This window comes from Diaphorobacter ruginosibacter (assembly GCF_014395975.1).
Classification (GTDB): domain Bacteria; phylum Pseudomonadota; class Gammaproteobacteria; order Burkholderiales; family Burkholderiaceae_C; genus Diaphorobacter_A; species Diaphorobacter_A ruginosibacter.
The window spans coordinates 4557698-4576931 of record NZ_CP060714.1 but is presented as its reverse complement, the minus strand read 5'-3'; the positions used below and the strand labels follow the sequence as shown (position 1 = coordinate 4576931).

Annotated in this window: 22 protein-coding genes; 11 read left to right on the top strand and 11 right to left on the bottom strand. The window is 66.2% G+C overall.

Annotated elements, in window-relative coordinates; genetic code table 11:
• Window positions 1-33: 33 nt before the first annotated feature.
• On the bottom strand, window positions 34-585 hold the full coding sequence (locus H9K76_RS20680; protein ID WP_187597148.1) for a cysteine dioxygenase family protein: 552 nt from the start codon (window positions 583-585) through the stop codon (window positions 34-36).
• Window positions 586-606: 21 nt separating this feature from the next.
• Window positions 607-1620 (bottom strand): Bug family tripartite tricarboxylate transporter substrate binding protein, encoded by a 1014-nt coding sequence (locus H9K76_RS20675; RefSeq protein ID WP_187597147.1) that lies wholly within the window; start codon window positions 1618-1620, stop codon window positions 607-609.
• Window positions 1621-2084: 464 nt separating this feature from the next.
• Between H9K76_RS20675 and H9K76_RS20670 the strand changes: the two genes are divergently transcribed.
• The gene (locus H9K76_RS20670) at window positions 2085-3260 is read left to right on the top strand and encodes a CaiB/BaiF CoA transferase family protein (RefSeq protein ID WP_187597146.1); all 1176 of its coding nucleotides are present in this window, start codon (window positions 2085-2087) and stop codon (window positions 3258-3260) included.
• Complete coding sequence (locus tag H9K76_RS20665) at window positions 3257-4009, top strand: enoyl-CoA hydratase/isomerase family protein (protein WP_187597145.1); 753 nt, start codon at window positions 3257-3259, stop codon at window positions 4007-4009. The genes H9K76_RS20670 and H9K76_RS20665 overlap by 4 nt, the downstream gene beginning before the upstream one ends.
• Window positions 4010-4072: 63 nt before the next feature.
• Here H9K76_RS20665 and H9K76_RS20660 read toward each other — a convergent pair whose 3' ends face one another.
• From H9K76_RS20660 to H9K76_RS20640, 5 genes are all read right to left on the bottom strand, one after another.
• Entirely contained in the window at window positions 4073-4822 is a 750-nt protein-coding gene (locus H9K76_RS20660; protein ID WP_187597144.1) for an IclR family transcriptional regulator, read from the bottom strand.
• A gap of 80 nt (window positions 4823-4902) precedes the next feature.
• Entirely contained in the window at window positions 4903-5577 is a 675-nt protein-coding gene (gene ureG / locus H9K76_RS20655) for an urease accessory protein UreG (RefSeq protein WP_187597143.1), read from the bottom strand.
• 49 nt (window positions 5578-5626) lie between these two features.
• A complete protein-coding gene (locus tag H9K76_RS20650; RefSeq protein WP_187600770.1) occupies window positions 5627-6343 on the bottom strand; it encodes an urease accessory protein UreF in 717 nt (238 codons plus the stop codon).
• A 4-nt stretch (window positions 6344-6347) separates the two neighbouring features.
• The gene (ureE, locus tag H9K76_RS20645; protein WP_187597142.1) at window positions 6348-6938 is read right to left on the bottom strand and encodes an urease accessory protein UreE; all 591 of its coding nucleotides are present in this window, start codon (window positions 6936-6938) and stop codon (window positions 6348-6350) included.
• 31 nt (window positions 6939-6969) lie between these two features.
• Window positions 6970-7200 carry an N-acetyltransferase gene (locus tag H9K76_RS20640; RefSeq protein WP_187597141.1) on the bottom strand — a complete coding sequence of 77 codons (231 nt, stop codon included), beginning with the start codon at window positions 7198-7200 and terminating at the stop codon, window positions 6970-6972.
• A gap of 83 nt (window positions 7201-7283) precedes the next feature.
• Here H9K76_RS20640 and H9K76_RS20635 point away from each other — a divergent pair, with 83 nt between their 5' ends.
• Window positions 7284-7808 (top strand): gamma-glutamylcyclotransferase family protein, encoded by a 525-nt coding sequence (locus H9K76_RS20635; protein WP_187597140.1) that lies wholly within the window; start codon window positions 7284-7286, stop codon window positions 7806-7808.
• Here H9K76_RS20635 and ureC read toward each other — a convergent pair.
• From ureC to H9K76_RS20615, 4 genes are read right to left on the bottom strand one after another with little or no spacing between them, the layout of a single operon-like run.
• On the bottom strand, window positions 7771-9489 hold the full coding sequence (gene ureC / locus H9K76_RS20630; RefSeq protein ID WP_187597139.1) for an urease subunit alpha: 1719 nt from the start codon (window positions 9487-9489) through the stop codon (window positions 7771-7773). The genes H9K76_RS20635 and ureC overlap by 38 nt on opposite strands.
• A 23-nt stretch (window positions 9490-9512) precedes the next feature.
• A complete protein-coding gene (locus tag H9K76_RS20625) occupies window positions 9513-9821 on the bottom strand; it encodes an urease subunit beta (protein ID WP_187597138.1) in 309 nt (102 codons plus the stop codon).
• 25 nt (window positions 9822-9846) lie between these two features.
• A complete protein-coding gene (locus H9K76_RS20620) occupies window positions 9847-10464 on the bottom strand; it encodes a HupE/UreJ family protein (protein WP_187597137.1) in 618 nt (205 codons plus the stop codon).
• 39 nt (window positions 10465-10503) lie between these two features.
• Window positions 10504-10806: an urease subunit gamma gene (locus H9K76_RS20615; RefSeq protein WP_187597136.1), complete on the bottom strand. Its 303-nt coding sequence runs from the start codon at window positions 10804-10806 to the stop codon at window positions 10504-10506.
• A gap of 360 nt (window positions 10807-11166) precedes the next feature.
• On the opposite strand from H9K76_RS20615, the gene urtA reads away from it, so the two are divergent.
• The 8 genes from urtA (at window position 11167) to yddG (ending at window position 19220) form a co-directional block, all read left to right on the top strand.
• A complete protein-coding gene (gene urtA, locus H9K76_RS20610) occupies window positions 11167-12438 on the top strand; it encodes an urea ABC transporter substrate-binding protein (protein ID WP_187597135.1) in 1272 nt (423 codons plus the stop codon).
• Window positions 12439-12541: 103 nt separating this feature from the next.
• The gene (gene urtB, locus H9K76_RS20605; protein WP_187600769.1) at window positions 12542-14134 is read left to right on the top strand and encodes an urea ABC transporter permease subunit UrtB; all 1593 of its coding nucleotides are present in this window, start codon (window positions 12542-12544) and stop codon (window positions 14132-14134) included.
• A gap of 4 nt (window positions 14135-14138) precedes the next feature.
• Window positions 14139-15338 carry an urea ABC transporter permease subunit UrtC gene (gene urtC, locus H9K76_RS20600; RefSeq protein ID WP_187597134.1) on the top strand — a complete coding sequence of 400 codons (1200 nt, stop codon included), beginning with the start codon at window positions 14139-14141 and terminating at the stop codon, window positions 15336-15338.
• Window positions 15335-16213: an urea ABC transporter ATP-binding protein UrtD gene (urtD, locus tag H9K76_RS20595; protein ID WP_187597133.1), complete on the top strand. Its 879-nt coding sequence runs from the start codon at window positions 15335-15337 to the stop codon at window positions 16211-16213. The genes urtC and urtD overlap by 4 nt, the downstream gene beginning before the upstream one ends.
• 13 nt (window positions 16214-16226) lie before the next feature.
• On the top strand, window positions 16227-16919 hold the full coding sequence (gene urtE / locus H9K76_RS20590; RefSeq protein ID WP_187597132.1) for an urea ABC transporter ATP-binding subunit UrtE: 693 nt from the start codon (window positions 16227-16229) through the stop codon (window positions 16917-16919).
• A 13-nt stretch (window positions 16920-16932) separates the two neighbouring features.
• Window positions 16933-17769 carry an urease accessory protein UreD gene (locus H9K76_RS20585; RefSeq protein WP_187597131.1) on the top strand — a complete coding sequence of 279 codons (837 nt, stop codon included), beginning with the start codon at window positions 16933-16935 and terminating at the stop codon, window positions 17767-17769.
• A 119-nt stretch (window positions 17770-17888) separates the two neighbouring features.
• A complete protein-coding gene (locus H9K76_RS20580; protein ID WP_187597130.1) occupies window positions 17889-18290 on the top strand; it encodes a YkgJ family cysteine cluster protein in 402 nt (133 codons plus the stop codon).
• 15 nt (window positions 18291-18305) lie between these two features.
• Complete coding sequence (gene yddG / locus H9K76_RS20575) at window positions 18306-19220, top strand: aromatic amino acid DMT transporter YddG (RefSeq protein ID WP_187597129.1); 915 nt, start codon at window positions 18306-18308, stop codon at window positions 19218-19220.
• Window positions 19221-19234: the final 14 nt, after the last annotated feature.

The window sequence follows — 19234 nt, the reverse complement described above, 5'->3', positions numbered from 1 at the left end:
CCGGCGGCATCGCCCGGCATGGCCTTCTACGGATCAGTTGGCATAGCCCGAGACGAACTCCCTGGATGCACCCGTTGCCGGGTCGAACACATGGCGGCGCACCTTGCCGATGTCGGCGCCGTACACATGGATGCTGATGGACACGCGGTCATCGAACGCATTCACCACCTGGTGGATGTCGCCGATGGCGGGGGACACGGCCTCCACGGTGCCCGGCTCGAGCCGTACCTGTTCGGTGCTGGTGAGCGTGCCCGTGCGCTCGTCGCGCTCGAAAGCCTGCGACACCTCTGCGTTGCGCAGCATGCCGATCAGGCCCCACACGGTATGGTCGTGGATCGGGGTCTTCTGCCCCGGACCCCACACGAAGCTCACCACGCTGAAGCTGTCATCGGGCGCGCGGTGCAGCAGGTATTGCTGATAGAACTGGGGATGCGGCATCGCATGCCGGTCGTCCAGCCAGTCGTCGTGGCGGACCAGCTCCGCGAGCAGTTGCGCCCCCTCCCTGAGCAAGCGGGGCTCATCGTGGCGCGCCTCGCGGGTCAGGTGGGTCATGGCGGAGATGAAGGTGTCAAAACGCGGATGCATGGGGTTGGCAGGTCTCTTTCTTCATTGGCTGAGGTTCACCGTCTTGAGCAGGTCGCCGTAGTAGGCGCGGCTGGATTCGATGTCCTTGGCGTATTCGGGGCCGGTCTTCCAGCTGGCCGACAGGCTGATGTTGCCAAAGCGCTTGCGGGTGTCGGGCTCCTGCAGTATTTCCTGCGTGGCCTTGGCGAGCCTGTCCACGATGGCCTGCGGCGTGCCGGCGGGCACGGCCACGCCCCAGAAACCCTCGAACGGCAGCGTCACGTCAAAGCCCGACTCCTTGGGCGTGGGGAGGTTCGGCAGCTCGGGGTTGCGCTCGCTCGCAAAGGTGACGATGCCGCGCGCACGGCCGCTCTTGACGGCCTCGAGCCCCACGCCGTCGATCAGGAAGTCCGTATGGCCGCCCAGCATCGCGGTCAGCGAATCCGCAGACCCCTTGAACGGCACGTGCAGCATGTCGAGCCGGGCATCCTTCTTCAGGATCTCGCCGGCCAGGTGCCCTCCCGAGGCCACGCCCGCGGATCCCCAGCTGAGCTTGCCGGGATGCTTGCGCGCATAGTCGACGAACTCCTGCAAGGTGTGGACCGGCACCTCGTTGCGCACGGCCAGGACGGGCAGGTAGCCGGCCAGGCTGCCTACAAAGGTGAAGCTCTTCACCGGGTCGTAGGGCAGGTCATTGCGCAGGTGCGGCAGCACCGTGAACGCGGTGCTGGTGGCCAGCAGCAGCGTGTAGCCATCGGGCTTGGCGCGCGCCACCACGCCCGTACCGAGCGATGTGGTGCCGCCGGGTTTGTTCTCGATGACGATGGTGCCACCCAGCTTGGTGCGCAGGCGGTCCGCATAGATGCGGGCCAGGTTGTCGCTGTTGCCGCCCGGCGGGTAGGGCACGACAAAGACGATCTCCTTGGCGGGGTAGCCCGCTCCGTCGGCGGCCTGGCCGACGGCCGGCAGCATCGCCAGCGCAACTGCGGCCAGCCATCCTCCCGCCATGCCCCACGCCAGCGCCCCGCGCCTTGTCTCCAGTTTCCACCTCTTCATGCCTTCATCCTTTTCATCGTTGACAGTGACAATTTCCAATATTTGGAATGCCGTTCTTCATATGAATCGAAAAATGGGCCGAAGTCTCCTTCGGCCTCCGGGCTGCAGCGATTCCCCGACTCCAATGCCTCCGCGGCGATCGGAGCGATCACTATACGGGCAATGAAAAAAAAGTGTCAATGCGGATTGCGAGCATGCAAATACGCAAAACGGATAACGGGGGAATGGGATCATGGGGGCTGGAATCGCCCGAGGTGGCCGGAAAAACGCCTTCCCCGCCGCCTGACACGCAGGATGGAGACGCGACATGGCACTTTTCGATCGCCAACCTGCTTGACCGGCGTGCGCCTTTGCATAGAATTTGCTGCATTGCAATTTAAGAAACAGTGTTCCATATTTTGGAATTAAACACTCCATGATGAACACACAGACCCGACGCCATCGATCCGAGGAGATCCACCCCCATGTCCGTGACCAGCACCACACTTCTTCCCCTGCAGGGCGTTCGCGTCCTCGAACTGTGCAACGTCGCCGCCGGCCCGTTCTGCGGGCTGCTCCTGGCCGACATGGGCGCGGACCTCATCAAGGTGGAAAACCCCACGGGGGGCGACACGCTGCGCACCTGGCCGCCCATCACCGACGGCTTCAGCGAGAACTTCGCATCGCTGAACCGCAACAAGCGCTCGGTCACGCTCGACCTGAAATCGCCCGATGACATCGCCCGACTGCGCGAGCTGGTACGCACCGCCGACGTGCTCATCGAGAACAACCGCCCGGGCGTGATGCAGCGCCTGGGCCTCGACTATGCATCGCTCAAGGCCGTGAATCCGCGCCTGCTGTACTGCTCGATCTCCGCCTACGGGCAGAGCGGCCCGCGCGCCAGCGAAGGCGGCTTCGACCTCACGATCCAGGCGATGAGCGGCATCATGAGCGTGACCGGCGAGGACGGCGGCGCGCCCGTGAAGTGCGGCGTGCCGTTGAGCGACTTCGCGGCCGGCCTGTATGCGGCGTACTCCGTGGCCGCGTCGCTGCGCCATGTGCAGCAGACCGGCGAGGGCGCGCACATCGACGTGCCCATGCTCGGCACCTCGCTCGCCATCGCCGCGCTGCAAACGTCCGAATACTTCGGCAGCGGCCGCGACCCCGGCAAGCTCGGCTCGGCCCATCCGCGCAATGCACCGTATCAGGCCTTCCGCTGCAAGGATGGCTACTTCGCAATGGCTGCCGGCAACAACGCGCTGTGGCGATCGGTGACCGAGGTGGTCGGCATGCCGGAGTTGCTGGAGGACGACCGCTTCACCTCGCCCACCACGCGCGCGAAGCACCAGGTGGCCCTGCGCGACCTGCTGGAAGTGAAGTTCCTCGAGAAGGAGGTCGCGTACTGGCTCGCCGAGTTCGCAAGGGTCGGCGTTCCGAGCGCACCGATCAACTCCTACTCGCAGGTGCTGAAGGACCCGCAGGTCGAGCACATGGACTGGGTGCAGGACATCACGCTGCCCGGCGACAACGTCACCCGGACCTTCGTCTCGCCCATCAAGATCAACGGACAGGGACAGCCCGTCCGCATGAATCCGCCCGCGCTGGGCGAGCACAACGATGCGGTCTTCGGTGCAGACAAGGTGAAGGTGACCGCGCCATGAGCGAATCGCCCTCTTCCCCACCGGTGCTGCTGATCGACAGGCAGTCCACGCACTGGGTGCTCACGCTCAACCGTCCGGAGAAACGCAACGCGCTTTCCGCGGAACTCATCGAGGCATTGCTCGCTGCCGTCCAGCAGGCCAGGGCGGAGCAGCCGCCTCTGCTGGTGCTGCAGGGCGCGGGCGCCAGCTTCAGCGCAGGCTTCGATTTCACGGGCTACGAGGACCAGAGCGAGGGCGACCTGCTGCTGCGCTTCGTGCGCATCGAGACCCTGCTCCAGGAAATCGCCTACGGTCCCTTCGCTACGCTGGCGCTCGCACATGGCAACAACTTCGGAGCGGGCGTGGACCTGTTCGCGGCCTGCCGCCACCGGTACTGCGCACCTGGCGCGCGATTCCGCATGCCCGGACTGAAGTTCGGCCTCGCCCTCGGCACGCGGCGGCTTGCGGCACTGGTGGGAGAGCGCCATGCCTATGCACTGCTGGAGACGACTTCCACGTTCGATGACGAGCACGCGAGGAGCATCGGCTTCATCCAGGGCACCGCAGCACAGGATGCATGGCCCACCCTGACCCGGCAGGTGGAGGACAGCACCCTCTCGCTGCCGTCCGCGAGCCGCCAGTTCCTGCGCGACCTCACGCGCGATGCCGGCTCGCGCGATGGCGACATGGCGGCGCTGGTGGCTTCGGCATCCGCTCCGGGGCTCAAGGAGCGGATCCGCGCGTACCGGGAGGAAGGGGCCCGGAAGTAGGCGGTCGCCCCTCAGGGGGCGGAGACCGTGCCCCGTGCAGGGCACGTGCCGGTCACAGGTCGATCACATGCGGCTGTAGCCCAGCCGCCGGGAAATCATCTCCGTCACCTCGATCATGCGCTCGCCGTTCTTCTCGAGCAGTTCCTTCGGCAGACGATCGGCAGGCCCCGAGATGCCGAGCGCCGCCACCACCTTGCCCGAGGCATCGCGGATCGGCGCGGCCGCACCCACCACCTGCTCGCGCCATTCGCCGGTGTTGACCGCGAATCCCTTGGTGCGAATGTCCTCGAGCTGCTTGCGCAGGTCGCCGAAGCGCACGATGGACTTCTCGGTGTGCGGCTTCAGGCGGTTCTTCACCGCGCCCAGCACATCCTCATCGGCCCAGGCCAGCATGGCCTTGCCGGTGGCGACGCATTGCGCGGGGGCCCGGCCGCCCACCGTGGTGTAGGCCCGCACGGGCTGGGGGCTGTCGATCTTCTCGACATAGAGCACTTCCGCGCCATCCAGGATCGACAGGTGCACGGTCTCGCGGGTCTCCTCGGCCAGCTGCTTCATGAAAGGCAGCGACTCCAGCCGCACATCGAGCTTGTTGGCCGTGCGCGAGCCGAGTTCCCACAGCTTCATGGTGAGCTCGTAGCGATTGGTGTCGGTGTTCTTGCGCGCAAAGCCCTGATGCACCAGCGCTTGCAGCAGGCGATGCACGTTGCTCTTGTTGAGCAGCAGCTGCGCAGCCAGCTCGCTCACGCCCGAGCCCTTGTCGTTGCGGGCCATGGCCTCGAGGAGGACCAGGCCTTTGATGAATGTCTTGTCCAATGTAGCCGCGCCTGTGGGTGAAACTGGTGCGATTCTACTGAACGGCCGGCGCGGCGCGACCGCGCCAAAACCCGAACCGCTCAGGCCGCCAGCAGCCCCTGCTTTTCGATGAAGGTAACGACATCGTCGAGGCCGTCGAGCGTCTTCAGGTTGGTCATCACGAAGGGTTTCATGCCCCTGGGGGTGCTGCGCATGCGCTCGGTGTCGCTCTTCATGATGTCAAGGTTCGCGCCCACATGCGGCGCCAGGTCGGTCTTGTTGATCACGAAAAGATCGCTCTTGGTGATGCCCGGCCCGCCCTTGCGGGGAATCTTCTCGCCCGCGGCCACGTCGATCACGTAGATCGTGAGATCGCTGAGCTCCGGGCTGAAGGTGGCGGCCAGGTTGTCGCCGCCGGACTCGATGAAGATGATGTCGGCATCCGGAAACTCGCCGAGCATGCGGTCGATGGCCTCCAGGTTGATCGACGCATCCTCGCGGATCGCGGTGTGCGGGCAGCCACCCGTCTCCACGCCCATGATGCGCTCGGGCGGCAGCGCACCGCTGATCGTGAGCAGGCGCTGGTCTTCCTTGGTGTAGATGTCGTTCGTGATGGCGATCAGGTCCCACCGGTCGCGCATGGCCTTGCAGAGCATCTCGAGAATCGTGGTCTTGCCGGAGCCGACCGGACCGCCGATGCCCACGCGCAACGGTGGCAGCTTCTTGGTGCGGTGGGGGATGTGGTGAAGGGGGGTGGAGCTTGTCGCTTGGGTCATGGGGAACTCCCGGTTTCTAGGGCATGTGATGCACTGTGACGCCCCCGCCTCAACTGCGGAACAGGCGGGAATACTGCGTCTCGTGACGCGCGGAAAGAATCGCCAGCATCGGCGAGAACGCCGTGCGCGCACCGTCCTCCAGGGCCAGCGCGCCCTCGACGGCCTGGGGAATCTCGTCGGCCAGACGCGCGAGGATCCGCTGCCCCGCGCTCTGCCCGAGCGGCACGGCCTTGATCGCTGCCTGCACCATGTTTTCGGCCCAGCCGAAGGCATGGGCCAGCAGGCACTCGCGCACCGGTGCCTGCGTGAACGCGGCGGCCAGCGCAAACGCGACGGGGTAGGTGGGCGTGCGCGCGCACAGCCCGGCCAGGGCCTCGATCTGCGCCATGCGCTCTGCCGAGCGCGCGTGCTGGTTGCGCAGCCAGGCGGTGAGCGACTGGCCCATCTGCTCGCTCTGCAGGCGCAGCTCGCTGCTCTCGCGCGTGGTAAGCACCCAGGTGTTGATGTCGCGCACGCGCCCCAGGTCGTTCGCGCGCCATGCGGGGATCGCCTGCGCGAGCGCCGGCATGTCGCTGCGCGACTGCGCGACGTGCAGTTGATCGACGAGCCAGGTCGCCGCACTGCCCTCGCCCGTCACGTAGCCTGCGTCGATGGCGGATTCGAGCCCCTCGGAGTATGAAAAGCCGCCGATGGGAAGCGCAGGCGATGCCAGCCACATCAGCTGCAGCAGGCTGTGCGCGGACAGGGCATTGCCTGCGGTGCTCATGCGATCACTCCCCGTGGCCATCCGCCCCGGCGCGCCGATCGTGCGAATGGTCATGTCCATGATCATGTGCATGCCCATGCGGATGATCATGTCCGTTCCCGCCATGCCCATGATGGCTGTGCCCGTCGTTCGTCACATGCCCGCCGTAGGCGCCGCCTTCAGGCTCGAACGACAACTCGGCATCGGTCACGATCATGTGCATGCTGCGCAGCATGTCGGCCAGCACATGGTCGGGCTCAATCTTGAGGTGATCGGCCTGCAGCTCGATGGGCACATGCCGGTTGCCGAGGTGATACGCGGCGCGCATCAGGTCGAAGGCCGTGCCGTGCTGCCGGCACCAGGTGATGTGCAGCACCTTCTGCGGCGCGGCGATCACGCGCACCAGCGAGCCGTCCTCGGCCACCAGCACGTCGCCACCGCGCACGGCCTGTCCGCGCGGCAGGAAGACGGCCAGCGCGCGCCCTGTGCTGTCGATCGCGGCGAAGCGGCTTTTCTGGCGCACATCCCAGTCGAGCTCGACCGTGGCCGCGCGCCGCAGGAGAGGCTGCGCCAGGCCCTTGCCACCGGAAATGCGCTTGGAGAGAGAAAGGCTCATGGCAATGGGAAATGCAGGATTCGGGAAAGGGTCAGACGGCACGCGTCATGAAGCAGCTGTAGGGGTCTTGCCGGTAGTCCCCGAACGGCTCGCAACAGGCGAAGCCATTGCGTTCGTACAGCCGCCATGCAGGGGCGAAGTAGTCCGGCGTGTCCGTCTCCAGGCTGATGCGCCGGATGCCCGACTGCTGCACATAGGACAGCAGCGCGCCGAGCCTGAACATCAGTGTTTGGGAATCATCGTTCGTGGTGGTGATCGTCATCTTTCGGTCTCCATGTACCCCGGACACACTTGGCACGCAACATGCGAGCGGCGAGGTCTTCTCTCGGAAATTACATTAGCGCCATGAGCCGGACCTCCCCTTCGCACCCTGCTTCCCGCCACGCCCCCTGGCAACCCTGCGGCGCCACGCACGTGGCCGTCTACGGCACGCTGCGGGCGGGCGGGGTCAACGACATCGCGCGGCTGCATGCCGGCATCCGGCGCACCGGTGTCACCGAGCTCAGGGGCACGCTGCACGACCTGGGCTGGTACCCGGGCCTGAGCCTTGCAGGCACGCATACCGTGCTGGCCGAGGTCTATCCGCTGAACGACACGCTGGAGCAGGCCATGGACCGCATCGAAGGCATCTGGCCGCAAGACCTTGGCGAATATGCCAAGCGGCTGGTCGACGTGCGGGTGATGCTCGCCGATGGCGACAGCCAGCCCATGCGCGTGCTCGCCTACGAGGCGCTGCCCGCAGCGCTGAAGGACGCGCCCGTGATCATGGCGCACGACTGGCTCGCCTGGTATCGGAGCATGGACAGGGAACATCCGGATCAGCCCTTCCAGCTCAAAACAGAAAATAGCGCTGGGCCATCGGCAGGCTGACCGCCGGCTCGCAGGTCAGCAGCATGCCGTCCGCACGCACCGCATAGGTCTGCGCGTCCACCTCCATGTGCGGCGCGTAGTCGTTGTGGACCATGTGGCGCTTGCCCACGCCGCGAATCCCCTTCACCGCCGACAGCTGCTTGTGCAGGCCGAAGCGTTCGCCGATGCCCGCCGCCAGTCCGGCCTGCGAGACGAAGGTCAGCGAAGTCCTGGCGATGGCGCCGCCAAAGCTGCCGAACATGGGCCGGTAGTGCACGGGCTGCGGCGTGGGGATCGACGCATTCGGGTCGCCCATCGCGGCCATCGCGATGAAGCCGCCCTTGAGGATCACCGAGGGTTTCACGCCAAAGAATGCCGGCTTCCAGATCACGATGTCGGCCCACTTGCCCACTTCGAGGCTGCCGACCTCGTGGCTCACGCCGTGCGCGATCGCCGGATTGATCGTGTACTTGGCGACATAGCGCCTCGCGCGGAAGTTGTCGTTGCGCGCGCCATCCCCGGGCAGCGGTCCGCGCTGCAGCTTCATCTTGTGCGCCGTCTGCCAGGTGCGCAGGATCACCTCGCCGACACGGCCCATGGCCTGGCTGTCGGAGCTGAACATGCTGATCGCGCCCAGGTCGTGCAGGATGTCCTCGGCCGCGATGGTTTCCTTGCGGATGCGGCTTTCTGCGAAAGCGAGGTCCTCCGCGATCGACGGATCGAGGTGATGGCAGACCATCAGCATGTCCACATGCTCGTCCAGCGTGTTGATCGTGTAGGGGCGCGTGGGGTTGGTGGAGCTGGGCAGCACGTTGGCCTCGCCCACCACCTTGAGGATGTCCGGCGCATGCCCTCCTCCCGCGCCTTCGGTGTGGAAGGTGTGGATGGTGCGGCCCTTGAATGCGGCGACGGTGTCTTCCACGAACCCGCTTTCATTGAGCGTGTCGGTGTGGATGGCCACCTGCGTGTCGGTGTCCTCGGCCACGGCAAGGCAGTTGTCGATGGCCGCAGGCGTCGAGCCCCAGTCCTCGTGCAGCTTGAGGCCGATCGCGCCCGCGTCGATCTGCTCGTGCAGCGCACCCGGCAGGCTGGCGTTGCCCTTGCCGAGAAAGCCGATGTTCATCGGGAATGCGTCCGCTGCCTGCAGCATGCGCTCCATGTTCCAAGGGCCGGGCGTGCAGGTGGTCGCGAAGGTTCCGGTGGCCGGGCCGGTGCCGCCGCCGATCATGGTGGTCACCCCGCTTGCGAGGGCTTCCTCGATCTGCTGCGGCGCGATGAAGTGGATGTGCGAGTCGATGCCGCCCGCGGTGACGATGCAGCCCTCGCAGCTGATGATCTCCGTGCCGGGCCCGATGATGATGTCGACCCCGGGCTGGGTGTCGGGGTTGCCGGCCTTGCCGATGGCCGCGATGCGGCCGGCTTTCAGGCCGATGTCGGCCTTGACGATGCCCCAGTGGTCCAGGATCAGGGCATTGGTGAGGACGGTGTCCATCGCGCCCTGCGCACGCGTCCTCTGGCTCTGGGCCATGCCGTCGCGGATGGTCTTGCCGCCGCCGAACTTGACTTCCTCGCCGTAGCCTCCGGCCCGCAAGGTGTAGTCCTGCTCGACTTCGATGAGGAGGGCCGTGTCGGCCAGCCTCACGCGATCACCCACGGTGGGGCCGTAGGTCTCGGCGTAGGCCTGTCTGTCGATGCGTGCCATGCTGCTGGTCCTGCCGTGCTGTGTCATGGAAGGCGCCCCATGACCTGGGCCCTGAAGCCGTAGATGGTTCTTTCGCCCGCGATGTCCACCAGCTCCACGGTGCGCTGCTGGCCCGGCTCGAAGCGCACGGCCATGCCGCTCGCGATGTTCAGGCGCCTGCCTTGGGCAGCGGCGCGGTCGAAATCGAGGCCCGCGTTGGTTTCCGCGAAGTGGTAGTGGGAGCCGACCTGGATGGGACGGTCGCTGGCGTTTTTCACGACCAGCGTCAGGACGTCACGGCCAGCGTTGAGTTCGTGTTGGCCTTCGTCTACAAGCAGTTCACCGGGGATCATGGCGTTCCTTTCTTCCTGCATCCATTCAGGCAAGGCGGCTCAGCATGAAGACCCCGAGCACTGCCGTGGCCGCGCCACCCGCGCGTGCCACCCATGCGTGGCGCCGCTGCACGGCCTTGCCGAGGGCCATGCCGCCCAGGTGCAGGGTGGCGGAGCCCAGCGCCATGCCGGCCAGCGCCGCAGCCCCCATGAGGGCCGTATCGGCCGACAGTTCCGCGCCATGGGCCGCACCGTGGAAGAAGGCGAACACGCCCGCGAGCGAGGCGGCAACACCCCAGGCCATGCGCTTCTGCGTGGCGACGAGCAGGCCCAGCACCAGCACCGAGGCCGCGATCATGGGCTCGACGCCGGGCACGGAGAGACCTGCAAATCCGGCAAGGCAGCCCGCCACCAGCAGCGCCACGAAGGCGAGCGGCGCACGCCATGCGGGGCGCACGGTGAGCGCGCTCCACACGCCCACCGCCACCATCGCGGCGAGGTGATCCGCTCCCGTGAACGGATGGGCAAAGGCCTGCACGAAGCTGTCCAGCACACCGTGGCCGTGCGCGTGGGTGCCGACGTGGGCAAGGGCTGTCAGGGGCGTGGCTGCAACTACGCCTGCGAGCGCGCCGGCGATGAGGGGGAATGACTTCTTGATGGGCATGGCTGTGTCCGGTCCGGTGGGGCGTGGTGTCGTGTGGGTTCAGACGATGGGTTGGTGCACGGTGACGAGCTTGGTGCCGTCGGGAAAGGTGGCCTCGACCTGGATGTCGGGGATCATCTCGGCGATGCCATCCATCACATCGCCCCGCGCGAGGATGGTGCGGCCCTCGCTCATGAGCTGCGCCACGGTCTTGCCGTCGCGCGCCCCCTCCATCACCGCCGCGCTGATGAAGGCCACGGCCTCGGGGTAATTGAGCTTGAGGCCGCGCGCCCGGCGGCGTTCGGCCAGCAGCGCCGCCGTGAAGATCAGCAGCTTGTCCTTTTCGCGTGGCGTGAGTTCCATGGTGCGGTCGTTCCTGAGGATGTCCGTTGAAAGGAATGGGTCCCATGGCGATGCAAGAAACAGGCCACATCTTGGTGAACGCACGGCACCAAATGCGGGCCCATGGGCGGAAAGCTCCGCGAGGGGTGCGCAATCTGGTGCGGCCGCCCCGCGCTGCGCCGCCATGGTGCATCTCGATTCCCTTGTGGACGGGAACCGCACCACAACCGCTCCGCCACGGGACACGCCATGCACCCAACGAGGGCAACCGACGTGCGTTGCGCCGCCTTTCAGCGCGTCCGATGGACTGGCACAGCAATTGCGTTGGCCCTTGCACGGTCGCTTGGACCGGTCAATTCTTACTCTTACTGGAGTGGTGCAATGAACCGTCGCGGAACACTTACAACGCTGGCTGCCTCGCTGGCTCTGGGCCTTGGACTCTCGGCAACCGTGCATGCGCAGGACACCATCAAGGTGGGCGTGCTGCACAGTCTCTCGGGCACCATGGCGATTTCGGAGACCGTGCTCAAGGACACGGTGCTCATGGCCATCGACGACATCAATGCCAAGGGTGGCGTGCTCGGCAAGAAGCTCGAACCCGTGGTGGTCGATCCGGCCTCCAACTGGCCGCTGTTTGCCGAGAAGGCCAAGCAGCTGATCACCCAGGACAAGGTGGCCGTCGTGTTTGGCTGCTGGACCAGCGTGTCGCGCAAGTCGGTGCTGCCCGTGTTCGAGCAGAACAACGGCCTGCTGTTCTACCCCGTGCAGTACGAGGGCGAGGAACTGTCCAAGAACGTGTTCTACACGGGCGCCGCCCCCAACCAGCAGGCCATTCCTGCGGTGGAGTACCTGATGAGCAAGGAAGGCGGCGGTGCCAAGCGCTTCGTGCTGCTGGGCACGGACTATGTGTACCCGCGCACCACCAACAAGATCCTGCGCGCGTTCCTCAAGTCCAAGGGCGTGAAGGAATCCGACATCATGGAGACCTATACCCCGTTCGGCCACAGCGACTACCAGACCATCGTCTCGGACATCAAGAAGTTCTCCACAGGGGGCAAGACGGCGGTGATCTCTACGATCAACGGTGACTCGAACGTGCCCTTCTACAAGGAGCTCGGCAACGCCGGCCTGAAGGCCAAGGACGTTCCGGTCGTGGCATTCAGCGTAGGCGAGGAAGAGCTGCGCGGCGTGGACACCAAGCCGCTCGTGGGCCACCTGGCCGCATGGAACTACTTCATGAGCGTGAAGAACCCGACCAACACCGCGTTCATCAAGCAGTGGAGCGACTACGCCAAGGCCAAGGCCATCCCCGGACACAAGGACAAGCCTCTCACCAACGACCCGATGGAAGCCACCTGGGTCGGCATCCACATGTGGAAGCAGGCCGTCGAGAAGGCCAAGAGCACCGACGTGGACAAGGTGATCGCCGCGATGGCCGGGCAGACCTTCACGGCTCCCGATGGCTTCACCGTGAAGATGGACGAGAAGAACCACCACCTGCACAAGCCGGTGATGGTGGGCGAAATCAAGGCCGACGGCCAGTTCAACGTGGTGTGGAAGACCAAGGGCCCCGTGAAGGCCCAGCCATGGAGTCCCTTCATCGAAGGCAATGACAAGAAGAAGGACGAGCCGGACGGCAAGTCCGCTCTCTGATGGAGAGACACGGCGCCCGGGCCGGCCCGGGCGCAAGAGACCACCGCATCCGGACCGGGATACGATCATGACAGGCATATTCGGCATTCAATTGATTCCTCGCATGCGGGCGACGGCGGCAGCCCTTTCCCTGCTCGCCAGCTTCGGCGCCCATGCGCTCACCGCCGATCAGGCCTTCCGGATGGCAGGTGCCGAAGAAGCAGAACAGCGCGCCGCGGCCATCACGCAGGCCGTGCAGGCGCAGGCCTCGCAAGTGCCCGATGCACGGCTCGGCATCTTTCTCAAGGCCTTGGCCGACGATGCGGTGAAGACCGCGGGCGGCAAGGCCTACATCGTCGGGACGGACGACAAGGCGGTCGATGCCGCGACCGGCGCCCCCGCCACGCTGCCCGCCGATGCCGAGGATGTCGTCAACAACAACTACCTGCGCGGCGTGATCGACATTGCGCAGGCTGCGCTCGCGCTCTCCGGCCCGGATGTGGGCGAGCGCCGCACGGCGGCAGCCCGGCTCGCGGCGGAGCCCGATGCGTCGCGCATCGAACTCATCGACAAGGCACTCGCCAACGAACAGGACGATGGCGTGAAGGCGCTGCTCGAACGCGCCAAGGCGGCGAGCCTGCTCGCCAGCGATGTCCGCGACCAGCGCATGCAGGCCGTGGGCGTGCTGGCGCGGGACAGGACGCCCGAGACCCAACTGCTGCTCAACCAGCGCCTCGCCGACGAACAGGACCCTGCCGTCAGGAAGGTACTCCAGCGCGCGCTGGCAGAGATTGCCGACAACCTCGCCTGGGGCGAGCGGCTGGGCGAGATCTTCAGCGGCATCAGCCTGGGCTCGGTGCTGCTGCTGGCCGCGCTGGGACTTGCCATCACCTACGGGCTGATGGGCGTGATCAACATGGCGCACGGCGAGCTGATCATGATCGGCGCCTATGCGACCTACATGGTGCAGGTCGCATTCCAGCGTTTCCTGCCCGAGGCCCTGTTCGGCTGGTACCTGGTGCTGGCGATTCCGGTGGCCTTCCTCGCATCGGCGCTCGTCGGCGCGATGCTCGAGCGCGGCGTGATCCGCTTCCTGTATGGCCGCCCTCTCGAAACGCTGCTGGCCACCTTCGGCATCAGCCTGGTGCTGCAGCAGACCGTGCGCAGCCTGTTCGGCGCGCAGAACGTGGGGGTGGAAAACCCTTCGTGGATGAGTGGCGGCCTCGCGCTGCTGCCCAATCTGACGCTGCCATGGAACCGGATCTGCATCGTGATCTTCGCCTTCCTCGTGCTGGGCGGCGTCGCCTTCATGATTGCACGCACGCGCCTGGGCCTGTTCGTGCGCGGCGTCACGCAGAACCGTGCGATGGCTTCCTGCGTGGGGGTGAACACCGCACGCACCGACACCTACGCGTTCGCGCTCGGCTCGGGCATCGCCGGCCTCGCGGGCTGCGCGCTGAGCCAGATCGGCAATGTCGGTCCGGACCTCGGCCAGAACTACATCGTCGATTCGTTCCTCGTCGTGGTGCTCGGCGGTGTCGGCCAGCTCGCGGGCACGGTGTATGCAGCGCTCGGCCTCGGCGTGCTCGGCAAGCTGCTGGAAGGCTGGACCGGAGCGGTACTGGCCAAGATCGCCGTGCTGCTCTTCATCGTGATCTTCATTCAAAAGCGCCCGCAAGGCATCTTCGCCTTGAAGGGCCGTAGCGCGGAGGCCTGAACCCATGGCAACGACCCATCCCACCCTCGAACTGCCCCGGCCCGCCCCCTTGCTCGGCAAGGGCGGCTGGACGATGTTCCTGGTCGCCTTCATCGGCATCGCGGCCATCGCACCGGCGCTCAACCTCATGGTGCCCGAGGGCCACTGGCTGCATCTGTCGGACTACATGATCGGCCTGCTCGGCAAGTTCATGTGCTATGCGATCTGCGCGCTCGCAATCGACCTCATCTGGGGCTACACCGGCATCCTGAGCCTGGGCCATGGCCTGTTCTTCGCCCTTGGCGGCTATGTGATGGGCATGTACCTGATGCGCGAGGCCTCGGGCCCCGATGCGCTGCCGCCCTTCATGGTGTTCCTGGACTGGAAGGAGCTGCCATGGCAATGGTCGCTCTCGGGCAGCTTCGCCCTGACCGTGCTGCTGGTGTTCCTCGTGCCCGGCCTGCTCGCGGGCCTGTTCGGCTACTTTGCGTTCCGCTCGCGCATCAAGGGTGTGTACTTCTCGATCATCACGCAGGCACTGACCTATGCCGCGATGCTGCTGTTCTTCCGCAACGAGACAGGCTTTGGCGGCAACAACGGCTTCACCGGATTCAAGACGATCCTGGGCTTCTCGCTGAACACGCCACGGATGCATGTGCTGCTGTTCGCGCTGTCCGGCATCGCCCTGCTGGGCTGCTACCTGCTCTCGCGCTGGCTCATGCAGAGCAAGTTCGGCCGCGTGCTGCAGGCCGTGCGCGATGCCGAATCGCGCACCATGTTCTGCGGCTACAACCCGCTGTCGTACAAGCTCACGATCTGGGTGATCTCGGCCATGATGTGCGGACTCGCCGGCGCGCTCTACGTGCCGCAGGTGGGCATCATCAACCCGAGCGAGATGAGTGTCGGCAACTCGATCGAGATGGCGGTATGGACGGCCGTCGGCGGCCGCGCCTCGCTGATCGGCCCGATCATCGGCGCGTTCGCCGTCAACGGCGGCAAGAGCTGGCTGACCATGGCCGCGCCCGAGTACTGGCTGTACGTGCTGGGCCTGCTGTTCATCGCGGTCACGCTGTTCATGCCCGGCGGCATCGTCGGCCTCGCACGCCAGTGGCGCGAACACCGCGCGGCGCGCCGTGGCAAGGCGGAAGCGAACATGGCCGCTGCCGGGAGGCCATCGGCTGCCTCGCCCTCCTCGTCCATCATCGCCAAGGGAGCACGCGCATGACACCCGATCTCATGGAGGCGGGCGCGGAGCGCATCAGCCACCGGCACACCCTGGAGGATGCGGCAGGAGCGACCGAATCCGGCGGCCGCGTGGCCAGCACCGCACGGCCCGTGCTGCCCGGCGAGGTGGACGTGACGCACGGGCGCATCCTCTATCTCGAGGACGTGCATGTGAGCTTCGACGGCTTCAAGGCCATCAATGGCCTGAATCTCGACATCGCACCGGGCGAGCTGCGCTGCATCATCGGCCCCAACGGCGCCGGGAAGACCACGATGATGGACATCATCACCGGCAAGACCCGTCCCGACAAGGGCACCGTGTATTTCGGATCGACCATCGACCTGCTGCGCTACAACGAGCCCCAGATTGCCGCCATGGGCATTGGCCGCAAGTTCCAGAAGCCCACCGTGTTCGAGCAGCTCTCGGTCTTCGAGAACCTGGAGCTTGCGCTCAAGACCCACAAGGGCGTGGCGCAGTCGATGAACTTCAAGCTCAATGGAGCGCAGCGCGACCGCATCGCCGAGGTACTGCACACCATCCACCTCGCGGGCAGCGTCACGCGCCAGGCGGGCCTGCTGAGCCACGGCCAGAAGCAGTGGCTCGAGATCGGCATGCTGCTCGTGCAGGAGCCCCGGCTGCTGCTGCTCGACGAGCCCGTGGCCGGCATGACGGACGAGGAGACCGTGCGCACGGCCGAACTGTTCCTGAGCCTCAAGGGCAGGCACTCGCTGATGGTGGTGGAACACGACATGTCGTTCATCGACACCATCTCCGAGAAGGTGACGGTGCTCTGCGACGGATCGGTGCTCGCCGAAGGCACGCTGGCACAGGTGCAGGCCGACGAGCGCGTGATCGAGGTCTATCTGGGACGGTAAGGAGGAAAGCGCGATGCTGAAGATTCAAAACCTGCACCAGTTCTATGGTGGCTCGCACATCCTGCGCGACGTGAACCTCAAGGCCGAGAAGGGCAAGATCACCGTGCTTCTGGGCCGCAATGGCGTCGGCAAGACCACGCTGCTCAAAAGCCTGATGGGCCTCGTTCCGATCAGGAGCGGCAGGATCGAATGGCAGGGGGCGGACATCTCGCGCCGCGCGCCATACGACCGCGCGCGCAGCGGCATGGGCTATGTGCCGCAGGGCCGCGAGATCTTCTCGCGCCTGTCGGTGGAGGACAACCTGCGCATGGGCCTGGCCTACAAGCCCGGCGGCGCTCGCATCCCGGGCGAACTGTTCGAGCTGTTCCCGGTGCTCAAGACCATGCTGCACCGACGCGGGGGTGATCTCTCGGGCGGCCAGCAGCAGCAGCTCGCGATCGCGCGCGCACTCGCTCCGAAGCCGCAAATCCTCATCCTGGACGAACCCACCGAAGGCATCCAGCCCAGCATCATCAAGGACATCGGCCGCGTGATCCGCATGCTCGCCAATCGCGGCGACATGGCCATCCTGCTGTGCGAGCAGTACTACGATTTCGCCGAGGAGCTGGCCGACCACTACGTGGTCATGGAACGTGGCGAGGTCATCGCCAGCGGACCCGGCCACGAGATGCAGTCCCAAGGCGTGCGGCAGCTGGTCGCCATCTGAATTTTCGTATCCCATGGTCTGGCACGCACGACTCGATCTCGACTACTCACGCCGCAGCCATGAGGCATCGACGGTGCTGCACTTCAGCCACGACGGCCCGCTGCGCGTGCTGCGCAGCCTGCACCCCGAGGGCCCCGGCGTATGCCACAACGTGCTTGTCCACCCTCCCGGCGGACTGGTCGGTGGCGATGTGCTCGACATGCGCGTCAACCTGCGGCAAGGGGCGCAAGCCCTGGTCACCACGCCGGGGGCGACACGTTTCTATCGCAGCAACGGCGCGCAGGCCATGCAGCGCACACGCATCGCACTGGCCCCGGAGGCACGCCTCGAATGGCTGCCGCTGGAGGCGATCGCATACAACGCCTGCGATTCAGTGAACGAGGTGCATCTCGACCTGGCGCCCGAATCGCAGCTCATTGCATGGGACATCACTGCACTGGGCCTGCCCCACGCCAACGAGCCGTTCGAGCAGGGCCGGTTCGTGCAGCACATCCACTGGCCTGCACAATTCCTCGAGCGCGGGGTGATCGATGCGCAGGACAGACTGCTGATGGACAGTCCGCTCGGGCTTGCAGGTGCGCGGTGCATGGGCAGCCTGTTGCTGGCGAGCGGCTCTGCCTTTCCGCGCGCGCTGCGGGAGCGGCTACTCGAGGCGGCGCACGAACTCCTGCCCCCTCTGGCCTCCGGCGTGATGGCGGGGGTGACCGCGCCCAGCGAACGGATGATCGTGCTTCGCGGAATCAGCCCCGTGGTGGAGCCCCTGATGGCGCTCTGGCAGCGGGTGTGGGCCGCCTGGCGCGGTGAGTGGTGGGGAATGGCGGCCGTGCGGCCCCGGATCTGGGCCATGTGAGCTGATTGCGCCTGGCCCCGGAAAGAAACCCGCTGCGGGAAGCCAGGCCGGCACGCCATTTAAAATCCACGCTCCCCACCAGCCCGCAGCGAGCCCGCCGCGCCAGAGAGCCGCAAGAAATGAGATCCCCCATCGCCATCGTCGACGTGGACCGCGTCGAAACCTGGCAGCGTTACCGCGCAGGCATGTGCGACACCTGCGCCGCCAACTGCTGCACCATGCCGCTGGAAGTGAGGCTGCCCGATCTGGTGCGGCTGGGTATCGTCGATGCGTTCGAGGTCGAGAACATCGAGCCCAAGCTGATTGCCAAGCGCCTGTTGAAAATGGGCGTGATCGATCATTTCAACCACAAGAACACCATCTTCACCATGGGGCGGCGCGCCAGCGGCGACTGCAATTTCCTGGATGAGAAGACGCGCCGCTGCACGGTCTACGAGCAGCGTCCCGAAACCTGCAGGCTGCACCCCAAAAAGGGCCCCAAGCCCGGCTACTGCGCCTATGGCGCACGCCGTCCGCGCTGAGGCAGGGCCGGCGGCATGACCCATTCCAGCTCCCGCGCGACCCTGGTCGGCCTTGCCGCCATCCTGTGCTGGTCCACCTCCGTGGGCCTGTTCCGCAGCGTTGCCGAGCATCTCGGGCCGGTGGGAGGCGCCGCCTGCACCTTCACCCTGAGCGCGCTGTTCGTCACCCTGCGTTTCGGGCTGCCGCGCTGGCAGCAGCTGCGCAGCTGGCATCCGGCCTATGTCCTGGGCTGCGGGATCATCTTCGTCGCCTACGAGATCGGCCTGTCGCTGTCGCTCGGCTTTGCCAGCAACCGCACGCAGACGCTCGAACTGGGCATGATCAACTACCTGTGGCCGAGCCTCACCGTGGTGCTCGCAACCGCCGCCGGCCTGCAGCGCTTCTCGTGGGGGCTGGTTCCCGGCGTGCTGCTGGCCATGTTCGGCATCGTGCTGGTGCTGCAGGGGGACGGCCAGTTTTCCGCCGCGGGCCTGTGGGCCAACGTGCAGAGCAATCCCCTCGCCTACGGCCTGGCGTTTGCCGCAGCCCTGCTCTGGCCCTGCTATTCGGTCATCTCGCGGCTGTTCGCCAGGGGCGCGAATGCACTGTCGCTGTTCCTGTGGGCCGTGTCGGCCGCGCTGTGGTTCCATTTCGCGCTCGGCCACGAACCGGCGCTGCACATGAGCTGGCCGGCCGGCATGCAGCTCTTCATGCTCGGTGCGCTCACGGCGCTTGGCTACAGCTGCTGGGATTTCGGCATCCGCCACGGCAATCTCACCGTGATGGCCGTGGGCTCCTACTTCACGCCGGTGCTCTCCGCACTGGTGGGGACCGTGTGGCTGCAGGTGCGTCCGTCGTGGGGATTCTGGCAGGGCGTGGCGCTGGTCACGCTGGGCTCGCTGATCTGCTGGTACAGCACGCGGGCAACGGCCTCCGACAAGGCCTCGTGACCCGCTCCGGTGCC

Bases quoted from the DNA above. Each gene is read 5' to 3' on its own strand.
- H9K76_RS20670 (WP_187597146.1), top strand. From the start codon at position 2,085: ATGTCCGTGACCAGCACCACACTTCTTCCCCTGCAGGGCGTTCGCGTC.
- H9K76_RS20615 (WP_187597136.1), bottom strand. From the start codon at position 10,806: ATGGAACTCACGCCACGCGAAAAGGACAAGCTGCTGATCTTCACGGCG.
- H9K76_RS20650 (WP_187600770.1), bottom strand. From the start codon at position 6,343: ATGAGCACCGCAGGCAATGCCCTGTCCGCGCACAGCCTGCTGCAGCTG.
- urtB (WP_187600769.1), top strand. From the start codon at position 12,542: ATGCGGGCGACGGCGGCAGCCCTTTCCCTGCTCGCCAGCTTCGGCGCC.
- urtC (WP_187597134.1), top strand. From the start codon at position 14,139: ATGGCAACGACCCATCCCACCCTCGAACTGCCCCGGCCCGCCCCCTTG.
- H9K76_RS20665 (WP_187597145.1), top strand. From the start codon at position 3,257: ATGAGCGAATCGCCCTCTTCCCCACCGGTGCTGCTGATCGACAGGCAG.
- yddG (WP_187597129.1), top strand. From the start codon at position 18,306: ATGACCCATTCCAGCTCCCGCGCGACCCTGGTCGGCCTTGCCGCCATC.
- H9K76_RS20680 (WP_187597148.1), bottom strand. From the start codon at position 585: ATGCATCCGCGTTTTGACACCTTCATCTCCGCCATGACCCACCTGACC.
- H9K76_RS20620 (WP_187597137.1), bottom strand. From the start codon at position 10,464: ATGCCCATCAAGAAGTCATTCCCCCTCATCGCCGGCGCGCTCGCAGGC.
- urtA (WP_187597135.1), top strand. From the start codon at position 11,167: ATGAACCGTCGCGGAACACTTACAACGCTGGCTGCCTCGCTGGCTCTG.
- H9K76_RS20580 (WP_187597130.1), top strand. From the start codon at position 17,889: ATGAGATCCCCCATCGCCATCGTCGACGTGGACCGCGTCGAAACCTGG.
- urtD (WP_187597133.1), top strand. From the start codon at position 15,335: ATGACACCCGATCTCATGGAGGCGGGCGCGGAGCGCATCAGCCACCGG.
- ureE (WP_187597142.1), bottom strand. From the start codon at position 6,938: ATGAGCCTTTCTCTCTCCAAGCGCATTTCCGGTGGCAAGGGCCTGGCG.
- H9K76_RS20585 (WP_187597131.1), top strand. From the start codon at position 16,933: ATGGTCTGGCACGCACGACTCGATCTCGACTACTCACGCCGCAGCCAT.
- H9K76_RS20635 (WP_187597140.1), top strand. From the start codon at position 7,284: ATGAGCCGGACCTCCCCTTCGCACCCTGCTTCCCGCCACGCCCCCTGG.
- ureC (WP_187597139.1), bottom strand. From the start codon at position 9,489: ATGGCACGCATCGACAGACAGGCCTACGCCGAGACCTACGGCCCCACC.
- H9K76_RS20625 (WP_187597138.1), bottom strand. From the start codon at position 9,821: ATGATCCCCGGTGAACTGCTTGTAGACGAAGGCCAACACGAACTCAAC.
- urtE (WP_187597132.1), top strand. From the start codon at position 16,227: ATGCTGAAGATTCAAAACCTGCACCAGTTCTATGGTGGCTCGCACATC.
- H9K76_RS20675 (WP_187597147.1), bottom strand. From the start codon at position 1,620: ATGAAGAGGTGGAAACTGGAGACAAGGCGCGGGGCGCTGGCGTGGGGC.
- H9K76_RS20640 (WP_187597141.1), bottom strand. From the start codon at position 7,200: ATGACGATCACCACCACGAACGATGATTCCCAAACACTGATGTTCAGG.
- ureG (WP_187597143.1), bottom strand. From the start codon at position 5,577: ATGACCCAAGCGACAAGCTCCACCCCCCTTCACCACATCCCCCACCGC.